The organism is Hydrogenophaga sp. NFH-34, assembly GCF_021401345.1.
GTDB classification, from domain to species: Bacteria; Pseudomonadota; Gammaproteobacteria; order Burkholderiales; family Burkholderiaceae_C; genus Hydrogenophaga; species Hydrogenophaga electricum.
In genome coordinates this window covers 39,700-65,281 of record NZ_JACBGE010000025.1, presented here as the reverse complement: position 1 = coordinate 65,281, position 25,582 = coordinate 39,700, and the positions used below count along the sequence as shown (strand labels likewise).

Here is a 25,582-nt window from a genome sequence, read left to right as displayed (position 1 = left end):
AAACCGGAGGCTGGAGAGGCGTGGGTGATCAGTGTGTCAGACGGGGCTGCTTTGACAGGCGTTGCGCAAGCTGGCGATGTCCCCGGACTCGAGGGCCAGCAAGGCTTCCTTGCGCCACAGGCCACCAGCGTAACCGGTGAGGCGCCCGTCGCTGCCCACCACCCGGTGACAGGGCACGACCAGTGACCAGGGGTTGTGTCCCACGGCGGCGCCGGTGGCGCGTGCGGCCTGGGGCCGGCCCAGGGCCTGGGCCAGCTGTTGGTAGCTGCATGTCTGTCCGGTGGGTATCTGGCGGAGTGCCTGCCAGACGGCTTGTTGAAAGCGCGTGCCCACGGAGGGATCCAGGGGCAGGTCGAAGCGGTCGGTCTGGCCTGAAAAATACGCATCGAGTTGTCGGTGTGCCGCTTGCAGCAGAGGATGCTCAGGCGCGTCCGGCCAAGCGGTGAAATTGGGCGCGTAGCGCTGGTCGATGAACCAGAGCCCCCGCAGGCCGAGGGCGGAGGCGGCGAGCACGATGGGGCCGAGCGGACTCGGAACCTCGATCTTGACAAGCGATTGTGGTGTTTTCATGGGGAGGGCTGGGGCGGCGACAAGGGGCTCGGTGCCTGCCAGGCGCGCATGACCGCATAGCTGCGCCACGGGCGCCAGGCCTGGGAGAGTGATTCGGCTGCGGCTTCGGTGAGGGTGCGGGGCAGGCCCAGCGACTTCTGCAACGCCACGTCCTTGGCCAAAAAAGCATCGGGCCAGCGCAGTGCGCGCATGGCGATGTACTGCGCGGTCCATTCGCCGATGCCGGGAAGCTGTCGCAGGTGGTCGAGCGTGGCCGCCATGTCGCCGCTGCCCTGGAGGTCGAGTTGTTGCGTGCAGACGGCCTGGGCAAGGGCGATGAGGGCGCGTTGGCGCTGCCGGACGATACCGAGCTCGCCCAGTCGCTCAGGCGCGGTGTCGGCCAATTGCTGCGGGCTGGGAAAGAGCCGGTCGAGATGGGTGCCATCCCCCTCTCCGCTGGAAGGCAAAGGGGTTCCCAGCTGTTGAACGAGTCGGCGTGCCAGGGTTCGTGCCGCAGCCACGGTGATCTGCTGGCCGAGCACCGCGCGCACAGCGAGTTCGAAACCATCGAGGCAGCCGGGGACGCGAAGCCCCGCGTGCTCGCCGGCAGGCGCTGGCATGGTGCGGAGCACGGCCTGTATCGCGATGGGATCGGCGTCCAGGTCCAGCCAGGCGCGCACGCGGTGAATGAGGGTGGGCAGCGCGTCCACCAGGCTGGGAGCGATCCGCACGATGACCTGGTGGCGTTCGGGGTCGAAGCGGGCTTCGACCCAGCCACTGAGGGTGCGGTTGGAGGCATGCAGGCCAATGGTGCGGGCCAGACCCGGCAGCGGCATGCGCTCGGTGGGCCAGAGGACCTGCTCGACGCCGTCGATCGCACGATCGTGGAAGAAGCGCAACAGGGCGGCAATGTCGTAAGGGGGGCGGTAGCCCAGCCTGACGGTGAGTGCACCCTCCGGCGAGGATGACCCCCGCCGCAACTGGCTGGGATTCAGCCCATAACGTTCCTGGAAAACAGCGTTGAAGCGGCGCAGGCTGCCAAATCCACTGAGCTCGGCGACCTTGGTGACAGGCAGGTGGCTGTCGGTCAGCAACTGCTTGGCGGTCAGAAGGCGCCGGGTCTGCAGGTACTGCAGGGGCGAGACGCCCATCCGTTCTTCGAACAGGCGGCGCAGGTGCCGGTCGCTCACGCCGAGACGTTGGGCGAGTGCGGCCGCGCTGGGGGTGTCACCGGTCCAGGTGTCGGGCGTGGCCAGCAAGCCCAGCGCCTGGCGGGTAAGAATGTCGCCGGCATCGGTGGCGGACCAGGCCAGATCCCCGGGGGCGAGTTCGGGACGGCAGCGCAGGCAGGGGCGAAAACCGGCCGCTTCGGCCTGGGCCGCGTGGGCGAAAAAGCGGCAGTTGGCCTGCCGGGGCGTGCGCACACGACAGACCGGCCGGCAGTAGATGCCGGTGGAGGTGACGCCGGTGAAAAAGCGCCCGTCGAAGCGGGCGTCTCGCGCAGCAAGCGCGAGGTAGCAGGCGTCGGCGTCGAGGGGGGCTGGGGATGGCATGGGCACATCGTAGGGGTTTGTGGCAGATCAGACTCGCCATTTCCGGACATGTCTCTGGTGCCGATGGCCGGGGCAAGCCACCTACAATGCACGATTCGCTCTTTCCACGAACGGTTCATGCAAGTCGCTGCTTCGATCTTCAAGGCCTACGATGTCCGGGGTATCGTCCCCTCCACCCTGAACGAACAGGTGGCCGAAGCGTTGGGCAGGGCCTTTGGCAGCGTGGCGCGAACCCAAGGGGAGCTTACGGTCGCCGTCGGCCGGGATGGCCGTCTGAGCGGCCCGGCCTTGGCCGCTGCACTCGTGCGTGGGCTGGTGGCGGCGGGCATCGACGTGATCGATGTGGGCATGGTTACCACGCCCATGCTGTACTTTGCGGCCAACACGCTGTGTCGCAGCGGCATCCAGGTGACGGGCAGCCACAACCCCAAGGATTACAACGGCTTCAAGATGGTGATGGCCGGGAAGGCCATCTACGGCGACGAAATCCAGGCCTTGCGCCAGATGATCGAAGCCGAATCGTGGATGCTGGCGGACGGCGGACGTGTGCGTCACGTGAACGTTGAGGCCGCCTATCGCGACCGCATCGTGGGCGACGTGAAGCTGGCACGCCCCATGAAGCTGGTGGTGGACTGCGGCAATGGGGTGGCGGGGGCGACGGCGCCAGCGCTGTTCCGGGCCCTGGGTTGCGAGGTCACCGAGCTGTTCAGCGAGGTGGATGGGCACTTTCCCAACCACCATCCCGACCCGAGCAAGCCGGAGAACCTGGTGGACCTGCAGCGCGCCTTGCGCGAGACGGATGCGGAGCTCGGGCTGGCCTTCGACGGCGATGGCGACCGCTTGGGCATCGTGACCAAGGACGGTGAGAACATCTTTCCCGACCGCCAGATGATCCTGTTTGCGCAGGATGTGCTGTCGCGGGTGCCCGGAGGGCACATCCTGTTCGACGTGAAATGCTCCCAGCGGCTGGCGCCGGCCATCGAGGCGGCCGGTGGTGTGCCGCACATCTACAAGACCGGCCACTCCCTGATCAAGGCCCGGATGAAGGAACTCGACAGCCCGCTGGGCGGTGAGATGAGTGGCCACATCTTTTTCAAGGAGCGCTGGTACGGGTTTGACGACGGCTCCTATGCGGGCGCCCGCCTGCTTGAAATCCTGAGTCGCCAACCGGACGCCAACGCGGTGCTGCAAGCCTTGCCGACGAGCCACAGCACGCCGGAACTCAACGTGGCCTGCGCCGAGGGCGAGCCTCACGCCGTGGTGGACCGCTTGACCACGCTGGCGGCATCGGATCCGGCGCTGGCGGCGCCGGCACGCCTGTCAACCATCGATGGTGTGCGGGTGGACTGGCCCGATGGTTTCGGCCTGATCCGGGCGTCGAACACGACACCGGTGTTGGTGCTGCGCTTTGAAGGGCATTCCCCCGAGGCGCTGGCGCGGATCGAAACCACCATGATGCGCCTGCTCAAGGCGGTCAAGCCCGATGCCCATGTGGCCGCCGCCGCGCACTGAGCGCGGTTTCCGGTTGCGCGGTCGATGCCAGGCATGGAAGGGCAATTGCAGCAAGGGCGGTGGTTGCAGCCGGTGAGCCTGATCGCCTGGCTGGTTGTGCTGGTGTTGCTGGCGCTCACGCCAGCCAATACCAAAATGGGTGGCGTGCTCTGGCTCATGCTGGTGGTCTGGGGCGGCTGGGCCTGGCTTCGCGACTGGCGTTCGCATGGCGAGCCGGGGGATGAGGGGGCTTGGCGGGTGGCGCGGGTCTGGCTGGGGTTCTGTCTGGCGGGGGTGGCCTGCAAGCTGGCGGGTGTGCTCTATTGGGACGACCCGATCGGCACGCGCCATTTCGAGATGCGTGTAGGGCTGTCAGCCTGTGCGGTGTACCTGCTGGTGCGCTCGGTGCGACCCCGTGGGGTGGATGCCGACGCGTTGCGCTGGACCTTGCTGGCGGCGGCGGTGGTGGGGCTGGCCGTAAGCGGTGCCCATGCCTACTGGGGGGTGGAAACGCCCTCGAACCGGATCAACTGGGCGGGCGGGCTGGTCATGTTCGCCTTTGTGCAGATCGCCTTGCTGCGACTGGGCGCGAGTGGGCGCGAACTGGGCGTGATGGCTGGCAGTGCGGCGCTGTTCCTGCTGTCGGTGCTGCTCACGGGCGCGCGAGGGGCGTATCTGGTGGTGCCCTGGCTGGTGATTTCGGTGTTCTGGGGAGCGTGGATCTGCAGCGCCCGTCCCTGGTCGCAAAGGCTGCTGTCGGCCATCAAGCTGGCGATGCTGGTGGTGGCGCTGTCCTCGGTGGTGGCCGTACTGCTGCCCAAGGTGGTGGAAGTGCCCCTGCAGCGCCTGGACATGGCGGTAGATGAAGCGGTGGCCACGCTCGCGGGGGATCGCGATGCCAACTATGTGAATTCGTCGGTGGGTGTGCGCTTGCAGTTCTGGCAACACGCGGTGCGTGCCATCCAGGAACAGCCCTGGCTGGGCTATGGCCGAGCCCAGCGCATCGCTTTCATCCAGGCATGGGCCGACGAGGTGGGCTCCGAAGAGATGAAACGCCAGATCCACGTGCACAGCGAATACCTCAACGGCATGCTGGACCATGGGGTGCTGGGGCTGATGAGTACGCTGAGTTTCATGGCCGCCTTTCTGGCCAGCGCCTGGGTGGCGCGCCGCTGGAACCGGTTCGCGGCCATCGGACTGCTGGGGTTGGGTGTGCTGCATGTGCTGATGAGCATCACCGATACCAACACGGGTACCAACAACTATGGTGTGATGATGAGCCTGTCGGTCGCCATGATCCTGCTGGCGCGACCAGGCATGGGCATCCGGGGCACCTCTTCATGAAAACGTCGGTCATCTTCACGACCTACAACCATCCGCGTTGGCTCGAGAAAGTGCTGTGGGGGTTCTCGGTACAGCGGCATCGCGGTTTTGAGGTGGTGGTGGCCGACGATGGTTCGCGCGATGAAACCCGTCAGCTCATCGAGGCATTGCGGCCGCAACTGCCGTTTCCGGTGCGGCATGTCTGGCAGCCGGACGAAGGCTTCCAGAAATGCCGCATCCTCAACAAGGCCATTGTCCAGGCCGAAGGCGAGTACCTGATCTTCACGGATGGCGACTGCATTCCCCGGCCCGACTTTGTCGAGACGCACCTGGCTTTTGCCGATAGGGGCACTTTTCTGTCGGGGGGGTACGTCAAGCTGCCCATGGCGCTGAGTGAGCGCATCGGGCGCGAGGAGATCGTCTCCGGGCAGGTGTTTGACCTGGCCTGGCTCACGGCCCACGGCCTGCGCCGCTCGCTCAAGACCCTCAAGGTCAACGCCCGTGGGGCCTGGGGCGACTGGCTCAACCGGATGAGTCCGGCGCGCAGCACCTGGAACGGGCACAACGCGTCCTGCTACAAGGAGTTCGCGTTGGCGGTCAATGGTTTTGATGAGCGCATGCAGTATGGCGGCGAGGACTGCGAATTCGGTGATCGCTTGTGCCACCTGGGCCTCAAGCCCCGAAAGATCCGCTATTCCACCACCTGCCTGCACCTCGACCACGGCCGGGGGTATGTCACGCCGGAGATGCTGGAGAAAAATCGCCGCATCCGGGCTGAAACTCTGGCTGCACGACGGGTCCGTTCGCCCGTCGGACTGGATCAGTATCTCGACGTCTGAGCCCTCAGGCAACAAAAAAGCCGCTGGGACAGCGGCTTTTTTGTTGGGACACAGGCCGAATCACTTCAGCTTGATTTCCTTGTAGTCCACGTGCTTGCGAGCGACCGGATCAAACTTCTTGATCAGCATCTTCTCGGGCGTGGTCTTCTTGTTCTTGGTGGTGGTGTAGAAGTGACCGGTTCCAGCGGTGGATTCCAGCTTGATCTTCTCGCGTGCGCCTTTGGTTGCCATGGTCCGGACTCCTTAAGCTTGGCCGCGTGCGCGCAGGTCGGCGAGCACCGCTTCGATACCGTTCTTGTCGATCAGGCGCAGGGCAGCGCTCGACACGCGCAGGCGCACCCAGCGGTTTTCGCTTTCGACCCAGAAACGGCGGTATTGCAGGTTCGGCAGGAACCGGCGCTTGGTTTTGTTGTTGGCGTGGGAAACGTTGTTTCCGACCATGGGCTTCTTGCCCGTGACGTCGCAGACGCGTGCCATGAGGACACTCCGATTTTTCAAACGGCTGCCACCCGTGCGGTGGGAGCCTCACCTCGCCAGAAGGGTGGCGGTAACCCGGTATTTGCATTGCACGGCCCAAAGAGCTCTTTGCAGCAAAGCCAACTATTATAGATGCTCGCGAGACCAGATGCCAGCTGCCCGACCAATGGCGCCATTGCGCCCGCAGGGCAGCGCCGGCGGTTCTCCGCCACAGGTGTCCAGTCGTGGCTGCGGTGCGCCTGGCACGCTGGCTGCGCCAGCACGGTGTCAGGCGTATGGGGGCTCAGGCGCTTTCGAGAAAGCGCTGTGCGTCGAGGGCCGCCATGCATCCCGTGCCGGCACTGGTGATGGCCTGTCGGTACACATGGTCCTGCACATCGCCGGCGGCGAAGACGCCCGGAACGCTGGTCATGGTGGCCATGCCGTTGAGGCCCGACTGCGTGACGATGTAACCGTCCTTGAGCGTCAGCTGCCCCTGGAAGAGCGCCGTGTTGGGGCTGTGACCAATGGCCACGAAGCAGCCCTTGACCGCCACATCTTCGGTGGCACCGGACTGCGCGTTCTTCAGGCGCACACCGGTCACGCCGCTGGTGTCACCCAGCACCTCGTCGAGCACGCTGTGCAGTTTCAGTTCGATGCGGCCTTCGCGGACCTTGTCCATCAGCTTGTCGATCATGATCGCCTCGGCCCGGAAGGTGTCGCGCCGGTGCACGAGCGTCACCTTGCTCGCGATGTTCGACAGGTAGAGCGCCTCTTCCACCGCGGTGTTGCCGCCACCGATGACGGCGACTTCCTGGTTGCGATAGAAGAAGCCGTCGCAGGTGGCGCAGGCACTCACGCCTTTGCCCATGAAGGCCTCTTCGGAGGGCAGGCCCAGGTACTTGGCCGAAGCACCTGTGGCGATGATCAGGGCGTCGCAGCTGTAGGTGTCGCTGTCGCCCTGGAGCACGAACGGCCGTTTCGACAGGTCCACGGTATGGATGTGGTCGAAGGCGATGTCGGTCTTGAAGCGTTCGGCGTGCTCCAGAAAACGCTGCATGAGCTCCGGGCCTTGCACCCCATGCACGTCGGCGGGCCAGTTGTCCACTTCGGTGGTGGTCATCAGTTGGCCGCCCTGGGCGATGCCGGTCACGAGCAGCGGCTGGAGGTTGGCGCGGGCGGCGTAGATGGCTGCGGTGTATCCCGCGGGGCCAGATCCTAGAATGAGGACTTTTGTATGCTTCATGGTGTTTCGCCCTCTGTGGGCAGGGATCGGGTTGGTTTAGAGTGTGTGCATTGCCGTCGAAGGACCGGTAGAGCGGGCCCATCAACCAGATCCGGCCCATTGTAAGAAAGCGCGTTTCGCCAGCTTCTCCATCGAAGGAATACACGCATGTCCATCCTGTCCAATCTCGACCTGATCCGCCGCGTTCCGCTGTTCTCCACCCTGACGCAGGCGCAGGCGGAGTCTGTGGCCGACGCCGTGGTCAAGCGCCGGTACAAGCGCGGCGAGGTCATCGTGGAGCAAGGCAAGAAGTCCAACTTCCTGGCGATCGTCCTGACTGGTCGGGCGCGCGTCGTGACCACCGATACCCGCGGACGCGAGGTGATCCTGGCGACCATGAGCCCCGGGGATTACATCGGCGAAATGAGCCTGATCGATAACCAGCCGCATTCGGCCTCGGTGCGGGCCGAGGTGCAGACCGACGTGCTGATCCTGGGCCGGGTGGAATTTGCCCGCTGCCTGCCGGAAAACACCTCCATGGCCTACGCCATCATGAAGGGGCTGGTGCAGCGCCTGCGCCACGCGGACCGCAAGATCGAGTCGTTGGCCCTGATGGACGTGTATGGCCGGGTGGCCCGTGCGCTGCTCGAATTTGCCCAGCCGGACCGCGACGGGCAGCTCGTGATCAAGGAGCGGGTGTCGCGCCAGGACGTGGCCAAGATGATCGGCGCGTCGCGCGAGATGGTCAGCCGGGTCATGAAAGATCTGGAAGACCGGGGCTTCATCGAGCTGGGGGCGGATGGCAGCACCGTCATCAAGGAACGCCTGACCTCGCTGGGCTGACGCCGCCGCCGGTCTGTCAACGCGCTGGCGACGGTGCGCGGATTTGAGCGGATTGAAACGGGATCGACGGGTTGTCTGGGGTAAGCTCGGACCGAGTTGAGCCCCCATGCGGGGGCGTCCAAGCTGACGGTTCGTTTCATGACCTATTCCATCAACACCCTCAACGGTGATCGGGCGCATCAGGAGCCCACCGGGGTGGCCCGCTTTGCCCAGGAAATCGGGCTGGTATTCGGTGCGGCAGCCCTGCTGTTCTGGGGGCTGGCGCTGCTGAGCCACAACCCGGCCGATCCCGCCTGGAGCACCACTGGAACCCACGACGCGCTCGCTAACTGGGGCGGGCAACTGGGGGCCGTGCTGTCCGATGGCGGTTATTACCTGCTGGGTTTTTCGGTGTGGTGGGCGTTTCTGGCCGGGCTCCGCGCCTGGCTGTCTGTCCTGGCCCAGTGGATTCGCGGGCAGCAGGGCGCCACCGATCCAGCCGAGTCGGCGCCGCCGTTGCCAGCATGGTTGCGCTGGTGGCAAGGGCGCCCGGTGTTCTGGGTGTGCCTGCTGCTCCTGCTGCTGAGCAGCGCGGTGCTGGAATACGAGCGCCTGTACCGGTACGAGGCCTTGCTGCCCGGTCCGGCGGGGGGCGTGTTGGGCATGGCCCTGGGGGACATCGCGGCCCACGTGCTGGGTTTCAACGGCTCTGCGGTGCTGATGCTGGCCGTGTTGGTGGTGTGCCTGCCTCGCGTGTTTCTCTTCTCGTGGGCGCATTGGGCCGAAGGGCTGGGTGCCTGGTGCTACGGCTGGTTCGAAGCGCGGCGCGAGCGGCGCGAAGCCGTGGAAGACCAGCGCATCGGCGAACAGGCGGCACGTGCCCGTGAAGAGGTGGTGGCGGTCGAGCGTGTGGAGAACGAAGAACACCATCCGATACCGGTGGTGATCGAGCCGACGCTGGTCGAGGTGCCCAAGAGCGAACGGGTCGCCAAGGAACGGCAGAAGCCCCTGTTCGTGGAAATGCCCGACAGCAAGCTGCCGCAGGTGGACCTGCTGGACGGTGCTCCCCTGTACCAGCCCGGGGTCGATGCCCAGACGCTGGAAATGACCAGCCGACTGATCGAGAAGAAGCTCAAGGACTTCGGGGTCGAAGTGCGCGTGGTGGCGGCCGCGCCGGGCCCGGTGATCACGCGCTACGAAATCGAACCAGCCACCGGCGTGAAGGGCTCGCAGATCGTCAACCTCAGCCGCGATCTGGCGCGCTCGCTGTCGCTGGTCTCGATCCGTGTGATCGAGACGATTCCGGGCAAGAACCTGATGGCGCTGGAGTTGCCCAACGCCAAGCGGCAGACCATCAAGCTCAGCGAAATCCTCGGTTCGCAGGTCTATCACGATGCCAAGAGCCTGCTGACCATGGGGCTGGGCAAGGACATCGCCGGTCTGCCGGTGGTGGCCGACCTGGCCAAGATGCCGCACTGCTTGGTGGCGGGTACCACGGGCTCGGGCAAGTCGGTCGGCATCAACGCCATGATCCTGTCGCTGCTGTACAAGGCCGACGCCAAGGACGTGCGCCTGCTGCTGATCGATCCCAAGATGCTGGAACTGAGCGTCTACGAAGGCATTCCGCACCTGCTGTGCCCGGTGGTGACCGACATGAAGCAGGCGGCCAATGGCCTGAACTGGTGCGTGGCCGAGATGGAGAAGCGCTACAAGCTCATGAGCAAGATGGGTGTGCGCAACCTGGCGGGTTTCAACGCCAAGCTCGACGAGGCGCATGCGCGTGGCGAGATCATCGGCAACCCCTTCAGCCTCACGCCCGAGCAGCCCGAACCGCTGGAGCGGCTGCCGCACATCGTGGTGGTGATCGATGAACTGGCCGACCTGATGATGGTGGTGGGCAAGAAGATCGAGGAACTGATCGCGCGTCTGGCGCAGAAAGCGCGCGCGGCCGGCATTCACCTCATCCTGGCCACGCAACGGCCCAGTGTTGACGTGATCACCGGCCTGATCAAGGCCAACATCCCGACCCGCCTGTCGTTCCAGGTCAGCAGCAAGATCGACAGCCGCACCATCCTCGACCAGATGGGTGCCGAAGCGCTGCTGGGCATGGGCGACATGCTCTACCTGCCGTCGGGCACGGGTTTTCCCACGCGCGTGCACGGCGCTTTCGTCAGCGACGACGAGGTGCATCGCGTCGTGGCCTACCTGAAAGAACAGGGGGGCGAGCCCAATTACATCGACGGTGTGTTGGACGTGGGCGGTGACGGCGAAGGGGGTGACCTGCTGGGCGAAGGCGGTGGGGGGGGTGAAAAAGACCCGCTGTACGACCAGGCGGTGGCCATCGTGCTGCAAGACCGCAAGGCCAGCATTTCCTACGTGCAGCGCAAGCTCAAGATTGGTTACAACCGCGCGGCCCGCCTGCTCGAAGACATGGAGAATGCCGGGTTGGTGAGCGCGCTGACCTCCAGTGGCCAGCGCGACATTCTGGTGGCCTCGCGAGGCGATTGATGGGCGTTCCTGCGGGCCTACCGGCGCGCCCAGCCGCCCGCGCGGGAAACTTGCCGGGCCTTCGTGAATCGGAAAACCCATGATCAAACCCTTGCTGGCACTGGCCACCACTTTCTTTCTGTGCTTGTCCGCGCGGGCCGATGGCCTGCAGGACCTGGAAGCCTTTCTGCGCGACGTGCGCAGCGCGCAGGCGAACTTCACCCAGGTGGTCACTTCGCCCAAACGCGAGGGCGAGCCAAGCGCGCGGACCCGGACGTCCAGCGGACGGTTCGAGTTTTTGCGCCCACAGCGGTTCCGCTTTGAGTACACCAAGCCGTTCGAGCAGACCATCGTCGCCGATGGGCAGACGCTCTGGCTGCACGACGTCGATCTGAACCAGGTCACGGCGCGCAAGCAGCAGGACGTGCTGGGCAGCACGCCCGCCGCGCTGATTGCCGGCGGCACCGACATCAAAACCCTGTCAACGGTGTTCGATCTCAAGTCCCTGCCGGCACAGGACGGCATGAACTGGCTGGAGGCGCGACCGCGCGCCCGCGATGGCCAGATCGAACGCGTGCGCGTGGGCTTTCGCGATGGGCAGGTCGCGGTGCTCGACATCGCCGACAGCCTGGGGCAGCAATCGGTGCTGACCTTCAGCCAGTGGCAGGCCAATACCGCGCTCAAGGCCGAAAAGTTTCGTTTCACCCCGCCCGCTGGGGCCGACGTGATCCGCCCCTGAACACCGCCGTTGCCCGTGGCGCGAGCCCCTGTGTCCCCGCATGTCCCGCTGGCCGAGCGCCTGCGGCCGCGATCGCTTGGCGAAGTGATCGGTCAGCGCCACCTGCTCGGCGAAGGTATGGCGCTGCGGCTCGCGTTCGAATCCGGTCAACCGCACAGTTGCATTCTGTGGGGCCCCCCGGGCGTGGGCAAAACCACCATCGCACGGCTGATGGCCGACGCCTTCGATGCCCAGTTCATCACCATCAGCGCGGTGCTGGGGGGCGTCAAGGAGATCCGGGAAGCGGTGGAGCTGGCGCAGCGCGCACGCGAGGGTCTGCAGGCCCAGCACACCATCGTGTTTGTCGACGAGGTGCACCGCTTCAACAAAAGCCAGCAGGACGCCTTTTTGCCCCACGTGGAAAGCGGCCTGTTCACCTTCATCGGTGCGACGACCGAAAACCCTTCGTTTGAAGTCAATTCCGCCTTGCTCTCGCGGGCTGCGGTCTACGTGCTGCAGCCCCTGGCTGAGGACGACCTGCGCCAGTTGCTGACCCGCGCGCAGGCGATCAACGCGGTGCCGGCCATCGAAGCGGCCGCTAGCGACCGGCTCATCGCCTATGCCGATGGCGATGCACGCCGCCTTCTGAACACGCTCGAAACCCTGGCGGTGGCGGCAGACCGTGAAAAGCTCGCCGAGGTGACGGATGCCTGGCTGCTGCGCGTGCTCGGCGAACGCATGCGCCGCTACGACAAGGGGGGCGAGCAGTTCTACGACACCATCAGCGCGCTGCACAAAAGCGTGCGCGGCTCGGACCCCGATGCCGCCCTGTACTGGTTCGTGCGCATGCTCGACGGTGGCGCCGACCCGCGCTACATGGCGCGGCGCTTCATCCGTATGGCGGCCGAAGACATCGGCCTGGCCGATCCGCGTGCCTTGCGGCTGGCGCTGGACGCGGCCGAGGTCTATGAGCGGTTGGGTTCCCCCGAAGGGGAATTGGCCCTGGCCGAATGCGTGGTCTATCTGGCGGTGGCCCCCAAATCCAACGCGGTTTACAAGGCATTCAACGAAGCCAAGGCCTTCGTCAAGAAGGACGGCACCCGGCCGGTGCCGATGCATCTGCGCAACGCACCGACGAAACTGATGAAGGCACTGGACTACGGCAAGGGCTACCGCTATGCGCACGATGAAGAGGGCGGTTTTGCGGCCGGAGAACGCTACCTGCCCGACGGAATGCCGTCCACCGCGTTCTACCGGCCGGTCGATCGGGGGCTGGAAATCCGCATTGGCGATAAGCTTAGGGAGCTTAAGCGTCTGAATGATCAAAAAAACTAATGACGTGCTTGTTAGGCTGATGGCCTCATCACAGATCCCCTGAATTGCGGGTAAACCCGCGTCGCATAAGGGCTTGCACCCATCTGGGGCACCTTGGGGCTTGGCTAAAATCCGCCCGCCAACCCGCCAATCGGCCTGTTCGCAGTCCGACCCTGGCGGGTTTTTTGCTAAGTTGAAGCGGGGCTGTACACGGGGCTCCGGACCGCACAATGGTCCGCGAACCGCATGCCGAGTAACGTCCCGGCCTGTCAAAAACACGGAGAAACTTCATGGATATCTTGCTGCAGCAGATCATCAACGGTCTGGTTCTGGGCAGTATGTATGCGTTGGTGGCGCTGGGCTACACGATGGTCTACGGGATCATTGGCCTCATCAACTTCGCGCACGGGGAGGTGCTGATGGTGGGGGCGTTGACCAGCTGGACGCTCATCGGCTGGATGGCGGAAGCTTGGGCCGGTCTGCCCGGCTGGCTGATCCTTCTGGTCGCCACCATGATCGCGATGGTGGTCTGCGCCGCGCTGAATTTCACGATCGAAAAACTGGCTTACCGGCCACTGCGCAATTCACCGCGGTTGGCGCCGCTGATTACGGCCATCGGCATGTCGCTCCTGTTGCAGACGCTGGCCATGATCATCTGGGCGCCCAATCCCAAACCCTATCCATCGATGCTCTCGCGCGAGCCGATCCACCTCGGAGGGGCCGTGATCTCGGTGACGCAGATCACCATCCTGGCCACGACCGCCATCACGCTGGCAGCCCTGATGTACCTGGTCAACAAGACCAGTCTGGGCCGGGCCATGCGCGCCACCGCCGAAAACCCGCGTGTGGCCGCTCTGATGGGCATCCGGCCTGACGTGGTGATTTCGGCCACCTTCATCATCGGCGCCATGCTCGCGGCGATTGCCGGTGTGATGTGGGCGTCGAACTACGGCACGGTGCAGCACGCCATGGGTTTCATGCCTGGGCTCAAGGCGTTCGTCGCGGCGGTGATGGGGGGCATTGGCAACCTCGCCGGTGCGGTGGTCGGTGGCATTGCCCTGGGGCTGATCGAGGCGCTGGGGGCGGGCTATCTCGGTGCCCTGACCGGGGGCTTCCTGGGCAGCCAGTATGTGGACATCTTTGCGTTCATCGTGCTGGCTCTGGTGCTCACACTGCGCCCCTCGGGCCTGCTGGGCGAGCGTGTGGCCGATCGCGCCTGATACCGCGGGAGACAACGCATGAGCAACATCAAACCCGCCAAGCTGGCCACTTTCATCATTGCAGCCATCGTGCTGCTTGCGGTGCCCGTGCTGCTGCAGGCCACCGGCAGCAACTCCTGGGCCCGCATCGTCGACATCGCCCTGCTGTACGTGCTGCTGGCGCTGGGCCTGAACATCGTGGTCGGTTATGCCGGCCTGCTGGATCTGGGCTATATCGCTTTTTTTGCGGTGGGCGCCTACCTCTACGGTCTGCTGGCGTCGCCGCACCTGGCCGACACCTTCCCCGCCATCAAGGCCATGTTTCCCGAGGGTCTGCACCTGAGCATCTGGCTCGTGATGATCATCGCGGCAGTCGTGGCCGGGGTGGTCGGCATGATTCTGGGGGCGCCCACCCTGAAACTCCGGGGCGACTACCTGGCCATCATCACGCTGGGATTCGGTGAAATCATCCGAATCTTCCTGCTCAACCTCGACCGTCCGATCAACATCACCAACGGCCCCAAGGGACTGAGTCAGATTGATCCGCTCACGGTGTTCGGCTTCAACATGGGGCAGCGGCACACGCTGTCCCTGGGAGACTGGAGCTACACCTTCCAGCCGGTGACGCTGTACTACTACCTGTTCCTGTTCTTCGTGCTGCTCGCGGTGGTGCTGTCCTACCGCCTGCAAGATTCGCGCATCGGCCGCGCCTGGATGGCCGTGCGCGAGGACGAAATCGCCGCCAAGGCCATGGGGTTGAACACCCGCAACCTCAAGCTGCTGGCTTTCGGCATGGGCGCCACTTTCGGCGGTATGTCGGGCGTTTTGTTTGCTTCGTTCCAGCGCTTTGTTTCGCCGGAGTCGTTCTCGCTGATGGAATCCGTCATGGTGGTCGCCATGGTGGTGCTCGGCGGCATCGGCCACATTCCGGGCGTGATCCTGGGTGCCCTAATGCTGGCTGGCCTGCCTGAAGTGCTGCGCCATGTGGCGCACCCATTGACCGAGCTGACCGGTGGCCGGCTCGGCCCGGAAATCCTGCGCCAGTTGCTGATCGCGCTGGCCATGGTGGTGGTGATGCTCTTGCGTCCCAAGGGCCTGTGGCCTTCGCCCGAACACGGCAAGTCGCTGGCGAAATAAGGGGCAATGCATCATGAGTGAAACCATTCTCAAAGTCGCCAATGTGTCCAAGCGCTTCGGGGGCTTGCAGGCCCTGAGCGGTGTGGGCATCGAAATCCAGCGTGGCCAGGTCTATGGCCTGATCGGCCCCAACGGCGCTGGCAAGACCACGTTCTTCAACGTGCTGACGGGGCTGTACACGCCCGACAGCGGCAGCTTCGAGCTGGCCGGCAAGCCCTATACACCGACCGCCGTGCACGAGGTGGCCAAAGCCGGTATCGCCCGCACGTTCCAGAACATCCGGCTGTTTCCCGAGATGACCGCGCTGGAAAACGTGATGGTCGGCCGGCACGTGCGCACACGCTCGGGCCTGATCGGTGCTGTGCTGCGCACGCCCGGTTTCAAGAAGGAAGAGGCTGAAATCCGCGCGCGGGCCAAGGAACTGCTCGACTACGTGGGCATTGCCAAGTTTGCCGAGTACAAGTCGCGCACGCTCAGCTACGGTGACCAGCGCCGCCTGGAAATTGCCCGTGCGTTGGCCACCGATCCGCAGCTCATCGCGCTGGATGAGCCGGCCGCCGGCATGAATGCGACCGAAAAAGTGCAGTTGCGCGAGCTGATTGACCGCATTCGCAACGACAACCGCACCATCCTGCTCATCGAGCACGATGTGAAGCTGGTGATGGGGCTGTGCGACCGTGTCACGGTGCTCGACTACGGCAAGCAGCTGTCGTCGGGAACCCCGGCCGAAGTGCAGAAGGACCCGAAGGTGATCGAAGCCTATCTGGGTACGGGCGGACACTGATCAAGGACACAAGAACATGGCAAACACTCTCCTGAAAGTCAGTGGCCTGAAGGTTTCCTATGGCGGCATCAAGGCCGTCAAGGGCGTCGACATGGAGGTGCGCGAGGGCGAGCTGATCTCCCTCATCGGCTCCAACGGCGCCGGCAAGACCACCACCATGAAAGCGATCACCGGGTCGCTGGGCATCGAAGGCGGCAGCATCGAGTACCTGGGCCAGAACATCAAAGGGCGCGGCGCGTGGGACCTGGTCAAACAGGGGCTGGCGATGGTGCCCGAGGGCCGCGGCGTCTTCACACGCATGACCATCACCGAAAACCTGCTGATGGGCGCCTACATCCGCTCGGACAAGGCCGGTATCCAGCAGGATATCGACCGCATGTTCGGTATCTTCCCGCGCCTGAAGGAGCGCAAGGACCAGCTCGCGGGCACGATGTCGGGGGGCGAGCAGCAGATGCTGGCCATGGCCCGCGCCCTCATGAGCCAGCCCAAGGTGCTGCTGCTCGACGAACCTTCGATGGGGCTGTCGCCGATCATGGTGGACAAGATCTTCGAAGTCGTGCGCGACGTGTCGGCGCAGGGGGTGACCATTGTGCTGGTCGAGCAGAACGCCCAGCGCGCGCTGCAGATCGCGGATCGTGGCTATGTGATGGACTCCGGCGAGATCACCATGACCGGTCAGGGCAAGGATCTGCTGGTCGATCCCCGTGTGCGCGAGGCTTATCTGGGCCACTGAGACGGCCTTCGCGAGGCACCGTCTTCGCGAAAAATTACAATAGCGGGTTGCGCCCTGGTGGCGCAGCCCGCTTTTTTCTTGCCCATCACCATGACCACCGAACACGCTCCTGCCACGCCCGCTGCCGACGACAACCAGCTCATCGCCGAACGCCGGGAGAAACTCAAGGGCCTGCGTGAAGCGCAGGCGCGTGGCGAGGGCGTGGCCTTCCCCAACGATTTCCAGCCGGCAGACAACGCCGCCACGCTGTTTGCGCTCCACGGGGACACCACCGCCGAGGCGCTGGAAAGCAGCCCGATTCGCGCCCGGATTGCCGGGCGGATGATGCTCAAACGCGTGATGGGCAAGGCCTGTTTTGCCACCTTGCAGGACGGCTCGCTCGGTGCCAGCGGTGGGCGCATCCAGATCTACCTGAACAAGGACAGTGTCGGCGAAGCCGCTCTGGATGCCTTCAAGCACTGGGATCTGGGGGACATCGTTGCGGCCGAAGGCAAACTGATGCGCACCCGCACCGGCGAGCTGACCGTGCACGCCGACAGCGTGCGCCTGCTGACCAAGAGCCTGCGTCCGCTGCCCGACAAATTCCACGGCGTGCAGGACCAGGAAATCAAGTACCGCCAGCGCTACGTGGACCTGATGACCGACGAGGCCGCACGGCGCCGTTTCGTCACGCGCAGCCAGGCGCTGTCGAGCATCCGCGATTTCATGGTGTCGCACGGCTTCCTCGAAGTCGAAACGCCCATGCTGCACCCGATTCCTGGCGGTGCCAACGCCAAGCCCTTTGTCACGCACCACAATGCGCTCGACCAGGAAATGTTCCTGCGCATCGCGCCCGAGCTGTATCTCAAGCGCCTGCTGGTGGGTGGCTTCGAGCGGGTGTTCGAGATCAACCGCAACTTCCGCAACGAGGGGATCAGCGTCCGCCACAACCCCGAGTTCACCATGATGGAGTTCTACGCGGCCTACTGGAACTACCGCGATCTGATGGACTTCAACGAGCAACTCATTCGCCACGTGGTGCAGAAGGTGCACGGTGATACGCCGTTGAGCTATCAGGGGCGCCCTGTGGACGTGTTCTCGCCGTTCGAACGCCTCACGATCCGGGAAGCCATCCTCAAGTACACCGACGCAGGTGAGGCCGGCGTGGACGATCCGGTCTGGCTGATCGCGCAGCTCAAGAAGCTGGGCCTGAGCGAGGACAAACACCAGCTCTCGTCGCGCTCGGTGGCCGGCCTGCAGGTGCTCTATTTCGAAGAGAAGGTCGAAGAGCAGCTCTGGAACCCGACCTTCATCATGGACCACCCGACCGAGATTTCGCCGCTGGCACGCGCCAACGATGCCCGGCCCGAGGTGACCGAACGCTTCGAGCTTTACATCACCGGTCGTGAGTTCGGCAACGCCTTCTCCGAGCTGAACGACGCCGAAGACCAGGCCGCACGCTTCCATGCCCAGGTCGCCAACAAAGATGCCGGCGATGACGAGGCCATGTTCTTCGATGCCGACTATGTGCGCGCGCTCGAATACGGCATGCCGCCGGCCGGTGGCTGTGGCATCGGTATCGATCGCCTGATGATGCTGCTGACCGACAGCCCCAGCATCCGTGACGTGATCCTCTTCCCCGCGTTGCGGCGCACCTGAGCGCGCCCGGCCGCGTGGTCACTCCGGTCCTGGTCTGGAGCCGCCGCCTGTTCTGGGCGGCCATGGTGTTGACCCTGGCCGTCTCGCTCTGGGATTACGGTGGACGCTGGCACACCCCGGGCCACTATCTGCGCAATCTGGTGATGCTGGGCCTGTACTGGGGGCCTCGCATCGCGGGACCGTTCCTGCTGGGGTGGCTGGTCTTGCGGGTCTGCCAAACCACGGGCTGGCGCCGGTTGGTGCCCACTTTGGGGGCTGGTTTTGTGCTGATGGGGCTCTGGGCTTCGCTGGTGGAGCCGCTGTGGCTGCGCGAACGCACCACCATGGTGTCTGGTGCACCTGTTGGTGCATCGCCGCTGCGGCTCGCCTTGGTGGCCGATCTGCACTGGGGCCTGTTCGTGCGCGAAGGCGACCTGCGCCGCCTGGTTGCCCGACTCAATGCCTTGGACGTGGACGCTGTGCTGGTGGCCGGCGACTGGGTGCATGAACCGCCGCTGGATCTGCGCGGTGGGCTGGCGCCCTTGGCGGCGCTGCGTCACCCTGTGTATGGCGTGCTGGGCAACCACGACACTGGCGCGCCAGGGCCGGCGCTGACCGAGCCCCTGCGCGAGGCGCTGCGTGCCCATGGCGTACGGCTGATCGATGGGGAGCGCGTGACGATCCGCGGCTGGGAGCTCGTGGGCTTGAGCGATCTGTGGGGTGGCCGGCCACGCCAGGACATTCGCCAGTTGTGGCCTGCGCCAGCGGCCATGACCGCAGAGGGGCCACCCCGCCTGGCGCTGTTTCACCAGCCCGATACGCAAGATCTTCTGCCGCCCGGAGCCGTTTTTCTGGCCATGGCGGGGCACACCCACGGTGGCCAGCTCTGGATACCTGGTTTTTCACCCTGGTGGCTGCGCCACACCAACAGCGCCAGCGGCCGCTGGAATGGACTCTACGACACACCGGCCGGGCGTTTGTTGGTGACCCCGGGCGTCGGGCTGGTGGGGGTGCCTGCCCGTCTCGGTGTACGCCCCACCATCGATCTCCTGGAGTTGAGGCCCTGAGGCCGATCGTCCACAAAAAAGGCCTGCTTGGTGGCAGGCCTTTCTTTGCGGAGAGGGTGGCCGGACTCAGGCGTAGGCCGCCAGCGCCTTGCGCATCTTCTTCATGGCCGCCACCTCGATCTGGCGGATGCGCTCGGCACTGACGCCGTATTCGGCCGCCAGTTCGTGCAGCGTCATGCCGCCCGAGCCGTCGTCGTTCACCTTGAGCCAGCGTTCGCTCACGATGCGGCGAGCGCGGTCGTCCAGCTCGCCCATGGCCCGGGCAATGCCTTCGGTGGCCAGCCTGTCACGCTGAGCCGCTTCGATCATGGCGGTGGGCTCGTGGGTGCCGTCGGCCAGATAGGCGATCGGGCCAAAGGCCTCTTCGCCATCGCCGGCCGGTGCGGGATCGAGCACCACATCGCCCCCGGCCATGCGGGTCTCCATCTCGCGCACTTCCTCCGGCTTGACATGCAGGTCGCGCGCCACGACGTCGATTTCATGGTCGGAGAGGGCTTCGCGGTGGGTGTCCCCCTCGGCGGCTTCGGCGCGGAAACCCTGCTTCTTGCTGCGCAGGTTGAAGAACAGCTTGCGCTGGGCCTTGGTGGTGGCCACCTTCACCATGCGCCAGTTCTTCAGGATGTATTCGTGGATTTCAGCTTTGATCCAGTGGATGGCATAACTCACCAGGCGCACGCCCTGATCGGGGTCGAAGCGCTTGACGGCCTTCATCAGACCGACGTTGCCTTCCTGGATCAGATCGCCATGGGGCAGGCCATAGCCCAGGTACTGGCGGGCGATGGACACCACCAGGCGCAGGTGCGACATCACCAACTTGCCAGCGGCGTCCAGGTCGTTGTGATCGCGCAGACGGCGTGCAGCGTCCTGCTCCTCTTCCTGGGAGAGCAGGGGCATTCGATTGACCGCCGAAATGTAGGCATCCAGATTGCCCAGCGGCGGCAGCGTCAGTGACCGGTTCGACCAAGAACCCGCCACGGCCAGCGACGTGGTCGTGGGGATGGCAGGTGCGAGGGATGTGGACATGGATGAAATCCTCCTGGGTGCCCCAAATGTTAGCACTCCTTGGAGAAGAGTGCTAAACCACAAGTTCCCCCAGAAAAGGGCTTTGAGGCGGTGCCTGTCTGTGGGAGAAGACGGCCACTCGGGGAATCCGAGAGGGCAGCAGATCAGCCAAGAAAAAAGCGGCCCGAAGGCCGCTTTTTTGGGGTGTTTTGGCGGAGAAGGAGGGATTCGAACCCTCGGTACAGTATGAACTGTACGCCGGATTTCGAATCCGGTGCATTCGACCACTCTGCCACCTCTCCGCGTCGAAGCCCACGATTCTATCAGGTCTGGGCGAGGCTTTTCGCTGACCGGTCAGGCATTTTCAGAATGCGACAATGCGGCATCTTTTGCTTGTGCCATGCTTGTCGACACCCAACCTGCTACCCATCAGCACCAGCCCGCCTCTGCCGAAGTGAGGGATCGATGGGTGGATTCGCAGCTGATTGGCGTGTTGATGGACAGCACGCTACATTCGCTCCTCGCGGCCGTGTTGACCCTGCCTGTGCTGATCGGGGCGATGGTCGGGGAAGTGGCCACCTCTGTGCTGGTGGGCTGGGGCGGCGTGGTGGGCGCGTTGTTGACCTATCGCTATCGGCTCATCGGTTTGTATCGGCTGCGCTACGACAGCGTGGAAGGCCCCATGCGGGAGACCTTTATCCGCCGTTTCGGATGGACCTGGGTGGCGGTGGGCATCGGCTGGGGGCTGCCGATTGGTCTGACCCATGCGCAAACTTCGCCGGAAACCCAGTTCATCGGCGCCATCGTCGTGATCGGGCACGGCATGGTATCGATGATGTCCTTCAGTGCCTACCTGCCCATTTTCTGGCGCTACACCCACGCGCTGATGGGATCGGTCGTGCTGGGACTGATCAGCTCCGCCATCTGGCTGTCGCCCGGCATGGTCGATTGGCAGGACATGGCGCTCAAATGCACCTTGTTGGCGATTTTTTGGCTGCTGCTGATTCTGGGCGGGCGCCGCCTGCATGCGGTGCACCGGGCGAGTCTGGAATTGCAGTTCTCTAACCAGGAGCTGATCGACTCGCTGACCCAGCAGACGCGCGCATCGATGCGTGCGGTGACCGCCAAAAACCGTTTTCTTGCGTCGGCGGCGCACGATCTGCGCCAGCCTGTGCACGCGTTGAGTCTGTATGCCGACTGGCTGGCCACCGAGCCGGAAATGGCGCGGGACATTTCCCCGCGCATTCTCCAGTCCACCCGTGCAATCAATGAACTGTTCGATTCGCTGTTCGACCTGACGCGCATCGATGCGGGCAATTACAAGGTGAAGCTGCAGCATGTGGATGTGCAGCGGCTGTTTGCCGACCTGGCCCTGCAGTTCGAGCCTGTGGCGGCGGCGAAGTCGCTGCGGCTGCGCATGCGGGCCGCACCGGTGATGATCTGGGGCGATCCGGTGGTGTTGCGCCGGATTCTGGGCAATCTGCTGTCCAACGCGCTCAAGCACACCCGTCAGGGCGGCGTGCTGATGGCGCTGCGCCGGCGCAGCGGTGTGTGGATGTTCGAGGTGTGGGACACGGGGGTTGGCATTCCCCGGGAGCACCAGCAGGCGATCTTCCAGGAGTTCTTCCGGGTATCGCAGCACCAGGGGACCGAAGACAGCCTGGGTCTGGGCCTGACCATCGTTTCCAAGCTGGCCACGATGATGGGCTACCAGCTGGCGTTGACCTCGGAGGCCGGGCGGGGTAGCGTGTTTCGGGTGCTGGTGCCGGCTTTCACGCAGCGTGCAGAGGGCGGTGCCACACAGCCGGCCGTGATACCGGTGGCGTGAGGTGAACGCGAGCCTGGTTCAGTAGTCGATCAGGCCGGCCGTACGGGCCAGGTGACTCGCCTGCGAACGGCTCTTGACGTTCAGGCGCCGGAACAGGCGCCACAAATGCACCTTGACGGTGTGTTCGCTGATCTGCAACTGCTCCGCAATGTCCCGGTTGGACAGCCCCCGGTCGAGCATGACCAGCAACTGTTTCTGCCGCTTGGACAGCTTTTCCGGAATGGTGGGCGCGTTTTCGTCTTCGGGTTCGTCCGACAGGAATTCCTTGAGCACACGGCCGATCTGGGCTGCGCCGGCCGATTTTTCGACGTAGGCGTCGGCACCGGCTTCGCGGGCCAGGTCTTCGTAGTCGGTCGCCGGGGAGGCCGAAAGCACGATGAGCGAAGTGTCGGGCAGCATCTGCCGCACTTCGCGCACGCCGGACACACCGTTGGTGTCCGGGAGCTTCAGGTCCAGGCAGACCAGTTCGGGTTCGCCGTGTTCGGCAATGGCCTTGCTCACCGCTGCGAGGCGCTCCAGTTCGATCACCTGAGTCGATGCCCGCAGGCGGCGCAGCAGCATGACGACGGCTTCGCGCATCAGGGGATGGTCGTCAATGACAAAAATACTCATGGTGAGTCGGGAGTCTGAATTTTGTAACCGGGGAGGATATCGGCAAAGCGACGCGCTGGCGATAGAAAAGTACGCCGTGATGCGGTCCTTGTTTTTATTTTTAGAAAACTCCCTGGGAGGTTCTGCGAACCTCCGGCCACTTTTTCAGGCCTCGTCGATGGCCGCTGCCAAGAGGGTCAGAGCGGCCTGTACCGCCGCCGGATCGGCGGACGATGCGATTCGGGGTGCCAGCTCGGTCAGTGCCGGCTGGCCCTCGCGTTGCAGCCGGGCCATGGTCTGCGCGGCTTCGCGGGGTTGGTCGAAGCCCGTGCTCTGCAACAGCAGTTCGCCTTTGGGGTCGAGCAGCTTGAAGTAGAACAGGCCGTCTTTTTCCCGGTATTGCTTGAACACGGGCAACACCTGTTTGGCGGCCTTGGTGGTCGTTGGCGTGGCGGCTTGGGTGTCAAGGGGCCGCAGGCCGACGGCATGGCGCAGGCGGGCGGTGAACGGCGTGGCAAGGGCGCGGGCCTTTTCGGCGCCTTGCCGGAGCGTTTTTTCGATCCGCGCAGGGTCGCGGATGAGCGCGTCGTAGGTCTCGCGCATGGGGGCGATTTCGCGGTCGATCCGTTCAAAAAGCACTTGCTTGGCGTCGCCCCAGGCGATGCCGTCGGCGTAGGCCTGGGCCAGCGCCGCTGTTTCTTCCGCAGAGGCAAAGGCCTGATAGAGCTGGAACAGGGCCGAACCTTCGGTGCTCTTGGTTTCGCCGGGCGCGCGCGAGTCGGTCACGATGCCCATGATGAGTTTGCGCAACGTGTCCCGCGGGGTGAACAGCGGGATGGTGTTGTCGTAGCTTTTGCTCATCTTGCGGCCGTCGAGGCCGGGCAGGGTGGCCACGTTGGCCTCGATCGCGGCTTCGGGCAGGGTGAAGTGCTCGCCGTAGAGGTGGTTGAAGCTGGCGGCGATGTCGCGCGCCATCTCGATGTGCTGGATCTGGTCGCGGCCGACGGGCACCTGGTGGGCGTTGAACATCAGGATGTCGGCGGCCATCAGCACCGGGTACATGAACAGGCCGGCGGTCACGCCATCGTCGGGCTCTGTCCCGGCGGCGGTGTTCTTGTCGACCGATGCCTTGTAGGCGTGCGCGCGGTTGAGCAGGCCTTTGCCGGTGACACAGGTGAGCAGCCAGGTGAGCTCCGGGATCTCGGGGATGTCGGACTGGCGGTAGAACGTGACTTTTTCCGGGTCCAGGCCACAGGCCAGCCAGGTGGCGGCAATTTCCAGGGTGGAGCGTTGCACGCGGGCCGGGTCGCCACTGGTCTTGATCAGGGCGTGGTAGTCGGCCAGGAAGTAGAAGTTCTGGGTGTCCGGCTGACGGCTGGCACGCACGGTAGGGCGCACGGCGCCGACGTAGTTGCCCAGATGCGGGGTGCCCGAGGTGGTGATGCCGGTGAGGACGCGCAGGGTGCTCATGAAAACAGTCAGAAAAGAATCAGACGCAGCGGCGTGAGCAGGGCGTCAATCAACAGGCCGGTGATGCTCATCAGCGGACGCAGCCAGAGGTTGCCCACCACGCCGGTGATGACCAGGGCCATGACGATGAAAAAGCCCCAGGGTTCCACGCGGGACACCAGTTCGGCCTGGCGCCAGGGCAGCAGGCCGACCAGAATGCGGCCCCCATCCAGGGGCGGCAGCGGAAACAGGTTGAAGGCGAACATCACGAGATTGACCATCAGCCCCGCGCGGCACATCTGCAGGAAGAAGCGCTCTTCCACGCCCGCAGCCACCAGCAGATACCCCAGCACCGTCCACAGAATGGCCTGCACGAGGTTGGCGCCGGGGCCGGCCAGGGCGACCCAGATCATGTCGCGTTTGGGGTTGCGCAGATTGCCGAAGCGCACCGGGACGGGCTTGGCATACCCGAACAGGAAGGTGCCGGCGGTGGCGAAATACAGCAGCAGCGGCATCGCGATGGTGCCCACCGGATCGATGTGCTTGACCGGGTTGAGCGTGATGCGGCCCAGCATCGCGGCGGTGTTGTCGCCGAAGTGGCGCGCCGCGTAGCCGTGCGCAGCCTCGTGCACGGTGATGGCGAACAGCACCGGGATGGCGTAGAGGGTGACGGTCTGGATGATCTGGGCGAAGTCCATGGCGGGCTCGGTCAAACCGCTATTGTCCCCCATGCCGGCAGGCGGCCGGCGCAGGGCGGCTCAAAGGCCGAGCGGCGCCAGCGGACCGAGTCCGGCACGCACGACCTCGGGGTCGCCGCCGGTGGCCATGGGGGTGAGATCGAGCACCGTGGTCGGCGTCAGGGCGCAGGCGCCCGCGCCGATCACCCCGTCCACCTCGTGTTCGAAGCGTTCGCGGATGGCCTCGGCGTCGTTCATGGGATCGGCCTCGCCTGGTGCGATCAGGGTGGTGGCCAGCACGGGGGCGTTGTGCAGCTCCAGCAGCAGGTGCATCACCGGGTGGTCGGGCACGCGCAGGCCGATGGTCTTGCGCGACGGGTGGCTGACGCGGCGGGGCACTTCCTTGCTGGCTTCCAGGATGAAGGTGTAGGCCCCGGGCGTGGCCGCCTTGATGAGTCGGTACTGGCGGTTGTCCACCTTGGCGTAGTTGGCCAGTTCGCTCAGGTCGCGGCACAGCAGCGTGAGGTGGTGCTTGTCGTCCACCTGTCGGATCCGCCGGAGCCGGTCGGCGGCGGCTTTGTCGTCGAGGTGGCACACCAGTGCATAGCTGGAGTCGGTCGGCACGGCCAGTACGCCGCCGCGTTCGAGCAGTTGCACCGCCTGCTTGAGCAGTCGGGCCTGGGGGTTGGCGGGATGGACTTCGAAGAACTGCGACATGCTT

General features: G+C 64.8%; 24 protein-coding genes and 1 tRNA gene. 14 read left to right on the top strand and 11 right to left on the bottom strand.

Features of this window, described 5'->3' with window-relative positions; genetic code table 11:
- Nucleotides 1–36 precede the first annotated feature (36 nt).
- Together L0977_RS20755 and L0977_RS20750 are read right to left on the bottom strand one after the other, a co-directional pair.
- Nucleotides 37–570, bottom strand: a complete 534-nt coding sequence (locus L0977_RS20755) for a methylated-DNA--[protein]-cysteine S-methyltransferase (protein ID WP_234266772.1) — start codon at nucleotides 568–570, stop codon at nucleotides 37–39.
- Entirely contained in the window at nucleotides 567–2,102 is a 1,536-nt protein-coding gene (locus L0977_RS20750; RefSeq protein ID WP_234266771.1) for an AlkA N-terminal domain-containing protein, read from the bottom strand. The genes L0977_RS20755 and L0977_RS20750 overlap by 4 nt, the downstream gene beginning before the upstream one ends.
- 117 nt (nucleotides 2,103–2,219) lie before the next feature.
- Between L0977_RS20750 and L0977_RS20745 the strand changes: the two genes are divergently transcribed.
- From L0977_RS20745 to L0977_RS20735, 3 genes are read left to right on the top strand one after another with little or no spacing between them, the layout of a single operon-like run.
- Nucleotides 2,220–3,614, top strand: coding sequence for a phosphomannomutase/phosphoglucomutase (locus L0977_RS20745; RefSeq protein ID WP_234266770.1), 1,395 nt, complete (start codon nucleotides 2,220–2,222; stop codon nucleotides 3,612–3,614).
- Nucleotides 3,615–3,647: 33 nt separating this feature from the next.
- Entirely contained in the window at nucleotides 3,648–4,937 is a 1,290-nt protein-coding gene (locus tag L0977_RS20740) for an O-antigen ligase family protein (RefSeq protein ID WP_234266769.1), read from the top strand.
- Nucleotides 4,934–5,755 (top strand): glycosyltransferase family 2 protein, encoded by an 822-nt coding sequence (locus L0977_RS20735; protein ID WP_234266768.1) that lies wholly within the window; start codon nucleotides 4,934–4,936, stop codon nucleotides 5,753–5,755. The genes L0977_RS20740 and L0977_RS20735 overlap by 4 nt, the downstream gene beginning before the upstream one ends.
- Nucleotides 5,756–5,815: 60 nt before the next feature.
- Here L0977_RS20735 and rpmG read toward each other — a convergent pair whose 3' ends face one another.
- The 3 genes from rpmG to trxB form a co-directional block, all read right to left on the bottom strand.
- Nucleotides 5,816–5,986 (bottom strand): 50S ribosomal protein L33, encoded by a 171-nt coding sequence (gene rpmG / locus L0977_RS20730; protein ID WP_234266767.1) that lies wholly within the window; start codon nucleotides 5,984–5,986, stop codon nucleotides 5,816–5,818.
- Between the two features lie 12 nt (nucleotides 5,987–5,998).
- On the bottom strand, nucleotides 5,999–6,232 hold the full coding sequence (gene rpmB, locus L0977_RS20725) for a 50S ribosomal protein L28 (protein ID WP_234266766.1): 234 nt from the start codon (nucleotides 6,230–6,232) through the stop codon (nucleotides 5,999–6,001).
- Nucleotides 6,233–6,515: 283 nt separating this feature from the next.
- A complete protein-coding gene (trxB, locus tag L0977_RS20720) occupies nucleotides 6,516–7,457 on the bottom strand; it encodes a thioredoxin-disulfide reductase (RefSeq protein ID WP_234266765.1) in 942 nt (313 codons plus the stop codon).
- Nucleotides 7,458–7,604: 147 nt separating this feature from the next.
- Between trxB and L0977_RS20715 the strand changes: the two genes are divergently transcribed.
- From L0977_RS20715 to L0977_RS20670, 10 genes are all read left to right on the top strand, one after another.
- Complete coding sequence (locus L0977_RS20715; RefSeq protein WP_234266764.1) at nucleotides 7,605–8,279, top strand: Crp/Fnr family transcriptional regulator; 675 nt, start codon at nucleotides 7,605–7,607, stop codon at nucleotides 8,277–8,279.
- Between the two features lie 138 nt (nucleotides 8,280–8,417).
- On the top strand, nucleotides 8,418–10,766 hold the full coding sequence (locus L0977_RS20710) for a DNA translocase FtsK (RefSeq protein WP_234266763.1): 2,349 nt from the start codon (nucleotides 8,418–8,420) through the stop codon (nucleotides 10,764–10,766).
- A gap of 79 nt (nucleotides 10,767–10,845) precedes the next feature.
- On the top strand, nucleotides 10,846–11,484 hold the full coding sequence (gene lolA, locus L0977_RS20705) for an outer membrane lipoprotein chaperone LolA (RefSeq protein WP_234266762.1): 639 nt from the start codon (nucleotides 10,846–10,848) through the stop codon (nucleotides 11,482–11,484).
- Between the two features lie 30 nt (nucleotides 11,485–11,514).
- A complete protein-coding gene (locus L0977_RS20700) occupies nucleotides 11,515–12,798 on the top strand; it encodes a replication-associated recombination protein A (RefSeq protein WP_234266761.1) in 1,284 nt (427 codons plus the stop codon).
- A 269-nt stretch (nucleotides 12,799–13,067) separates the two neighbouring features.
- Complete coding sequence (locus tag L0977_RS20695) at nucleotides 13,068–13,997, top strand: branched-chain amino acid ABC transporter permease (protein ID WP_234266760.1); 930 nt, start codon at nucleotides 13,068–13,070, stop codon at nucleotides 13,995–13,997.
- Between the two features lie 18 nt (nucleotides 13,998–14,015).
- Nucleotides 14,016–15,113: a branched-chain amino acid ABC transporter permease gene (locus L0977_RS20690; protein WP_234266759.1), complete on the top strand. Its 1,098-nt coding sequence runs from the start codon at nucleotides 14,016–14,018 to the stop codon at nucleotides 15,111–15,113.
- Nucleotides 15,114–15,126: 13 nt separating this feature from the next.
- Nucleotides 15,127–15,897 carry an ABC transporter ATP-binding protein gene (locus tag L0977_RS20685; protein ID WP_234266758.1) on the top strand — a complete coding sequence of 257 codons (771 nt, stop codon included), beginning with the start codon at nucleotides 15,127–15,129 and terminating at the stop codon, nucleotides 15,895–15,897.
- A gap of 16 nt (nucleotides 15,898–15,913) precedes the next feature.
- Complete coding sequence (locus L0977_RS20680; protein WP_234266757.1) at nucleotides 15,914–16,630, top strand: ABC transporter ATP-binding protein; 717 nt, start codon at nucleotides 15,914–15,916, stop codon at nucleotides 16,628–16,630.
- A gap of 90 nt (nucleotides 16,631–16,720) precedes the next feature.
- Nucleotides 16,721–18,268, top strand: coding sequence for a lysine--tRNA ligase (gene lysS / locus L0977_RS20675; protein ID WP_234266756.1), 1,548 nt, complete (start codon nucleotides 16,721–16,723; stop codon nucleotides 18,266–18,268).
- A gap of 14 nt (nucleotides 18,269–18,282) precedes the next feature.
- Nucleotides 18,283–19,314, top strand: coding sequence for a metallophosphoesterase (locus tag L0977_RS20670; protein WP_234266755.1), 1,032 nt, complete (start codon nucleotides 18,283–18,285; stop codon nucleotides 19,312–19,314).
- 66 nt (nucleotides 19,315–19,380) lie between these two features.
- Here the strand turns inward: L0977_RS20670 and rpoH are convergent, their stop codons facing one another.
- Nucleotides 19,381–20,337 carry an RNA polymerase sigma factor RpoH gene (rpoH, locus tag L0977_RS20665; protein ID WP_234266754.1) on the bottom strand — a complete coding sequence of 319 codons (957 nt, stop codon included), beginning with the start codon at nucleotides 20,335–20,337 and terminating at the stop codon, nucleotides 19,381–19,383.
- Nucleotides 20,338–20,526: 189 nt separating this feature from the next.
- Nucleotides 20,527–20,618, bottom strand: a tRNA-Ser gene (locus L0977_RS20660).
- A 98-nt stretch (nucleotides 20,619–20,716) separates the two neighbouring features.
- On the opposite strand from L0977_RS20660, the gene L0977_RS20655 reads away from it, so the two are divergent.
- Nucleotides 20,717–22,144, top strand: coding sequence for a sensor histidine kinase (locus L0977_RS20655; RefSeq protein ID WP_234266753.1), 1,428 nt, complete (start codon nucleotides 20,717–20,719; stop codon nucleotides 22,142–22,144).
- A gap of 18 nt (nucleotides 22,145–22,162) precedes the next feature.
- On the opposite strand, the gene L0977_RS20650 is transcribed toward L0977_RS20655, so the two are convergent.
- The 4 genes from L0977_RS20650 to L0977_RS20635 form a co-directional block, all read right to left on the bottom strand.
- Nucleotides 22,163–22,756: a LuxR C-terminal-related transcriptional regulator gene (locus L0977_RS20650; RefSeq protein ID WP_234266752.1), complete on the bottom strand. Its 594-nt coding sequence runs from the start codon at nucleotides 22,754–22,756 to the stop codon at nucleotides 22,163–22,165.
- Between the two features lie 144 nt (nucleotides 22,757–22,900).
- Nucleotides 22,901–24,205, bottom strand: a complete 1,305-nt coding sequence (locus tag L0977_RS20645; protein WP_234266751.1) for a tryptophan--tRNA ligase — start codon at nucleotides 24,203–24,205, stop codon at nucleotides 22,901–22,903.
- A gap of 8 nt (nucleotides 24,206–24,213) precedes the next feature.
- Nucleotides 24,214–24,882, bottom strand: coding sequence for a site-2 protease family protein (locus L0977_RS20640; protein ID WP_234266795.1), 669 nt, complete (start codon nucleotides 24,880–24,882; stop codon nucleotides 24,214–24,216).
- A 60-nt stretch (nucleotides 24,883–24,942) separates the two neighbouring features.
- Complete coding sequence (locus L0977_RS20635) at nucleotides 24,943–25,578, bottom strand: L-threonylcarbamoyladenylate synthase (protein WP_234266750.1); 636 nt, start codon at nucleotides 25,576–25,578, stop codon at nucleotides 24,943–24,945.
- Nucleotides 25,579–25,582 lie beyond the last annotated feature (4 nt).

Bases quoted from the DNA above. Each gene is read 5' to 3' on its own strand.
- L0977_RS20640 (WP_234266795.1), bottom strand. From the start codon at position 24,882: ATGGACTTCGCCCAGATCATCCAGACCGTCACCCTCTACGCCATCCCG.
- L0977_RS20635 (WP_234266750.1), bottom strand. From the start codon at position 25,578: ATGTCGCAGTTCTTCGAAGTCCATCCCGCCAACCCCCAGGCCCGACTG.
- L0977_RS20735 (WP_234266768.1), top strand. From the start codon at position 4,934: ATGAAAACGTCGGTCATCTTCACGACCTACAACCATCCGCGTTGGCTC.
- L0977_RS20655 (WP_234266753.1), top strand. From the start codon at position 20,717: ATGCTTGTCGACACCCAACCTGCTACCCATCAGCACCAGCCCGCCTCT.
- L0977_RS20755 (WP_234266772.1), bottom strand. From the start codon at position 570: ATGAAAACACCACAATCGCTTGTCAAGATCGAGGTTCCGAGTCCGCTC.
- L0977_RS20750 (WP_234266771.1), bottom strand. From the start codon at position 2,102: ATGCCATCCCCAGCCCCCCTCGACGCCGACGCCTGCTACCTCGCGCTT.
- L0977_RS20645 (WP_234266751.1), bottom strand. From the start codon at position 24,205: ATGAGCACCCTGCGCGTCCTCACCGGCATCACCACCTCGGGCACCCCG.
- L0977_RS20745 (WP_234266770.1), top strand. From the start codon at position 2,220: ATGCAAGTCGCTGCTTCGATCTTCAAGGCCTACGATGTCCGGGGTATC.
- L0977_RS20740 (WP_234266769.1), top strand. From the start codon at position 3,648: ATGGAAGGGCAATTGCAGCAAGGGCGGTGGTTGCAGCCGGTGAGCCTG.
- L0977_RS20680 (WP_234266757.1), top strand. From the start codon at position 15,914: ATGGCAAACACTCTCCTGAAAGTCAGTGGCCTGAAGGTTTCCTATGGC.
- rpmG (WP_234266767.1), bottom strand. From the start codon at position 5,986: ATGGCAACCAAAGGCGCACGCGAGAAGATCAAGCTGGAATCCACCGCT.
- L0977_RS20685 (WP_234266758.1), top strand. From the start codon at position 15,127: ATGAGTGAAACCATTCTCAAAGTCGCCAATGTGTCCAAGCGCTTCGGG.
- L0977_RS20710 (WP_234266763.1), top strand. From the start codon at position 8,418: ATGACCTATTCCATCAACACCCTCAACGGTGATCGGGCGCATCAGGAG.
- trxB (WP_234266765.1), bottom strand. From the start codon at position 7,457: ATGAAGCATACAAAAGTCCTCATTCTAGGATCTGGCCCCGCGGGATAC.
- L0977_RS20650 (WP_234266752.1), bottom strand. From the start codon at position 22,756: ATGAGTATTTTTGTCATTGACGACCATCCCCTGATGCGCGAAGCCGTC.
- rpoH (WP_234266754.1), bottom strand. From the start codon at position 20,337: ATGTCCACATCCCTCGCACCTGCCATCCCCACGACCACGTCGCTGGCC.
- rpmB (WP_234266766.1), bottom strand. From the start codon at position 6,232: ATGGCACGCGTCTGCGACGTCACGGGCAAGAAGCCCATGGTCGGAAAC.
- lolA (WP_234266762.1), top strand. From the start codon at position 10,846: ATGATCAAACCCTTGCTGGCACTGGCCACCACTTTCTTTCTGTGCTTG.
- L0977_RS20690 (WP_234266759.1), top strand. From the start codon at position 14,016: ATGAGCAACATCAAACCCGCCAAGCTGGCCACTTTCATCATTGCAGCC.
- L0977_RS20695 (WP_234266760.1), top strand. From the start codon at position 13,068: ATGGATATCTTGCTGCAGCAGATCATCAACGGTCTGGTTCTGGGCAGT.
- lysS (WP_234266756.1), top strand. From the start codon at position 16,721: ATGACCACCGAACACGCTCCTGCCACGCCCGCTGCCGACGACAACCAG.
- L0977_RS20715 (WP_234266764.1), top strand. From the start codon at position 7,605: ATGTCCATCCTGTCCAATCTCGACCTGATCCGCCGCGTTCCGCTGTTC.